Annotated in this window: 4 protein-coding genes; 3 read left to right on the top strand and 1 reads right to left on the bottom strand. The window is 73.4% G+C overall.

The annotated features are described in order from the left end of the window. On the bottom strand, positions 1–777 hold a 777-nt coding region (locus ACTUAL_RS30315), incomplete at its 3' end, for a hypothetical protein (protein ID WP_440902636.1). A gap of 380 nt (positions 778–1,157) precedes the next feature. On the opposite strand from ACTUAL_RS30315, the gene ACTUAL_RS30320 reads away from it, so the two are divergent. The 3 genes from ACTUAL_RS30320 to ACTUAL_RS30330 all read left to right on the top strand — a co-directional run bounded on the left by ACTUAL_RS30320 (position 1,158) and on the right by ACTUAL_RS30330 (position 3,426). Then, positions 1,158–1,664, top strand: a complete 507-nt coding sequence (locus tag ACTUAL_RS30320; RefSeq protein ID WP_232519764.1) for a winged helix-turn-helix domain-containing protein — start codon at positions 1,158–1,160, stop codon at positions 1,662–1,664. 52 nt (positions 1,665–1,716) lie between these two features. Then, a complete protein-coding gene (locus ACTUAL_RS30325; protein WP_096492359.1) occupies positions 1,717–2,118 on the top strand; it encodes a ChaB family protein in 402 nt (133 codons plus the stop codon). Positions 2,119–2,247: 129 nt separating this feature from the next. Further along, positions 2,248–3,426, top strand: coding sequence for a zinc-dependent alcohol dehydrogenase (locus ACTUAL_RS30330; RefSeq protein ID WP_440902637.1), 1,179 nt, complete (start codon positions 2,248–2,250; stop codon positions 3,424–3,426). The last annotated feature ends 73 nt before the right edge of the window (positions 3,427–3,499 follow it).

Genomic DNA, 3,499 nt, shown 5'->3' on the forward strand with positions numbered 1-3,499 from the left:
GCTCCCGACGCCCGCGAGCGCGACGTGGGGGCGCGCGGCGCCCTCCGGCCTGGTGATCGCGCTCGCGCCCAGGGGCAGGTGGTCGGGGCGGTACCCGGTGGAGCCGACCGGTCGGAAGTCGCCCGAGGACAGCGAGCCGTCGGGGTGGAACCTGAGCTTGGGGCTGCCGTCGCGGGCGATCGACTCGAAGATGGCGCGGTCGCCCTCGGTGACCGGCTTCCACATCATGTGCGCACCGTGCGTGACGCCCATGTCCAGGGACATCATGGTGTCCACGGCCCGCCAGTAGCGCTCGTCGCTGATCTCGCCGCCGCCCGCGCCGCGGATGTCGAACACGTCGTGGTCGCCGGTGACCGGCTGCACCCTGCCCTCGCGGTCGTGGCCGTGCACGACGCCGTCGCGGACGAAGTACTCGCCGCGCTCGGCGAGCACGGCCATCTTCGGGCCGAGCGCGTCGTACTCGGCCCTGCGCATGGCGAACCGCTTCAGCACGGCCTCGGAGCGGTCGCGGCGGGGTTCGATCGGGTCGAAGAAGCCGACCAGGCCCAGGTGGCGGGGCCTGGCGCCGAGGCGCACGTCGCGCTCGTCGATGGTCTTGGCCTTGATGGCCTCGGGCTTGGGGAGCGCCCCGGCGCGCAGCCACGGCACGGCGTGCTGGTTGGTCGCGCGGACGTCGATGACGAGGTTCTGCTGGGCCGCCACCTGCTGGAACTTGCGGGCGTTCTCCGCGGGCATCCCGAACCGGGTCTCCGCTAACGCCAAGGGGAAGTTGCGCACCGTACAACCGTCCGCCCGATCAGGACAAGCACCAGCACCCGTTCACGGGGGTTAGCTGTATGCGTGACCTGCGATGCGCTGATCGGACCGCGTGCGGGGGCCGACCGGTTGCGGGTCGTGGTCGCGCTGGTGCCAGGTGGCCGCAAAGCGACGGAGAGGAGCACCGGTGCGGGTGAACCGGTCTACCGGTTGGTGGGCCGGTGGGACGATCACCGGATCACCCGGTTGTCCCCCGTGCGGCGCTCGCCCCGCCGCTCGGGTTCCCCCGCGGGTTCGGTCCCGCGCGCTCCGGGAACGGCTCCACCCGCGCGCCGACAGGTCTCATCGGGTGGACCTCGTTGACCCCGGCCCGCGCGGACTGATCCGATCACGCTGTGGGGGTGGGTGGATTGGTCCCGGAGGCCACGAGCGTCGACGTGACGATCAGCATCCGCGTGACGGGCCCCGAGCAGATGGCGCGGCGGCTGGCCGACGCGCTGCGCTCCGCGCTGGAGCTGCCGGGGGCCGAGGTGGAGGTACGGGCGGTCGAGCCCGCCCGGCGGGAGCCCGCGCTGGTGGTGCTGGCCGACTCCCGGCGGGTCCTGCACCGGGGCGAGCGCGTCGAGCTGACCAGGTTGGAGTTCGACCTGCTGCTGCACCTGTGCGAGCACCCCGACCGGGTGCACCGGCGGCACGCGCTGATGCACCGGGTGTGGGGCGCCAGCCCCGTGGTGGACACCAGGACGGTGGACGTCCACATCCGGCGGATCAGGCGCAAGCTCGGCGACGCGGCGCGGTTCATCTCGACGGTGCGCGGCGTCGGGTACCGGTTGGAGCACACCGGGCAGGTGGTCGTGGTGCGCGACGGCGGACCACCCGACGAGGGGTCCACTGTGGACCCGGCATGACCCGCGCGGGGGCGGGTACCCGACCGGTTCCAGCGAACCAGGGAGGTACGCCGTGCCCGCACGCCAGGAGATGCCCGACACGATCACCCGCTCCCCGCAGGGGGCTCAGCGCACGTGGGCGAAGGCGCACGACAGCGCCGTCGAGCAGTACGGGGAGGGCGAGCGGGCGCACCGCACGGCGTTCGCGGCGCTCAAGCGGACCTACGAGAAGGTCGGCGACCACTGGGAGCGCAAGCAGCGCACCGGGCCGTCCGACCAGCGCTCGGCGGGCGGACCGCCTCGGCGGCGCGGGGCGACGCACGAGGGCGTGGACGCCAACGCGAGCAAGAAGCACCTGTACGAGCTGGCCAAGCGGCTCGACGTGCCCGGCCGGTCGTCGATGGACAAGCAAGAGCTGGTGGAGGCGGTCAAGCGCGCGAACCGGCGGGCCACGGCGGCGGCGCGGAAGGGCTGAGCGCCGCGCGGGGCGTCCGGCGGGGACGTCCGGCGTGGACGTCCGGACCGGTTCGCCCCGCCCGGTTTGCCCGGCTCCTTCGCGGGAACGCCTCGGGGGACGGGGGACCGACGAGCCGGAGGGAGTGCCGTGAAGGCTGTGACCTGGCACGGTAAGCGGGACGTGCGCGTGGACACTGTGCCGGACCCGATCCTGCAGAAGCCGGACGACGTGATCGTGAAGATCACCTCGACCGGGGTGTGCGGGTCGGACCTGCACCTGTACGAGCTGTTCGGGCCGTTCATCGACGAGGGCGACGTGCTCGGGCACGAGCCCATGGGCGTCGTCGCCGAGGTCGGGCCCGAGGTGACGGCGGTCAAGCCCGGCGACCGGGTGGTGGTGCCGTTCAACGTCTCCTGCGGGACCTGCTTCACCTGCTCGCAGGGGTTGCAGTCGCAGTGCGAGACGACGCAGGTGCGCGAGTACGGCAGCGGGGCCTCGCTGTTCGGCTACACCAAGCTGTACGGGCAGGTGCCCGGCGGGCAGGCCGAGTACCTGCGGGTGCCGTTCGGGAACAAGCTGCCGATCAAGGTGCCGGACGGCCCGCCGGACGACCGGTTCGTGTACCTGTCGGACGTGCTGCCGACCGCGTGGCAGGCGGTGGAGTACGCGGCGGTCCCGCCCGGCGGTTCGGTGGCGGTGCTGGGGCTCGGGCCGATCGGCGACATGGCGGCCAGGGTGGCGCTGCACCGGGGCGCGGAGACGGTGATCGGCATCGACCTGGTGCCGGAGCGGTTGCAGCGGGCGCACGGGCGCGGCGTGCGGGCGATCGACGCCCGCGAGCCGGAACTGGTGGAGCGGGTGCGCGAGCTGACCGGCGGGCGCGGCCCGGACGCGGTGATCGACGCGGTGGGCATGGAGGCGCACGGCGGCACGGCGGGCAAGCTGGCCCAGCAGGTGACCGGTCTGCTGCCGGACCCGGTGGCGGCCAAACTGATGCGCACGGCGGGCGTCGACCCCATGGTGGCGCTGCACACCGCGATCGAGCTGGTGCGGCGCGGCGGCACGATCTCGGTGGTCGGGGTGTACGGCGGGATGGCCGACCCGATGCCGATGATGACCCTGTTCGACAAGCAGGTCCAGCTGCGGATGGGCCAGGCGAACGTGTGGCGGTGGGTGCCGGAGATCCTGCCGCTGCTCACCGACGACGACCCGCTGGGCGTGGACGACTTCGCGACCCACCGGGTGCCGCTGGCCCGCGCGCCCGAGGCGTACGCGGACTTCCAGGCCAAGCGGGACAACACGGTCAAGGTGCTGCTCAAGCCGTGACGCGCGCGGGTGGCGCGGCCCCCCCGGCCCCCCCCCCCCCACCGCACCCTGCTCCTTCTACGCGGCGCCATCA

Source organism: Actinosynnema sp. (genome assembly GCF_052038725.1).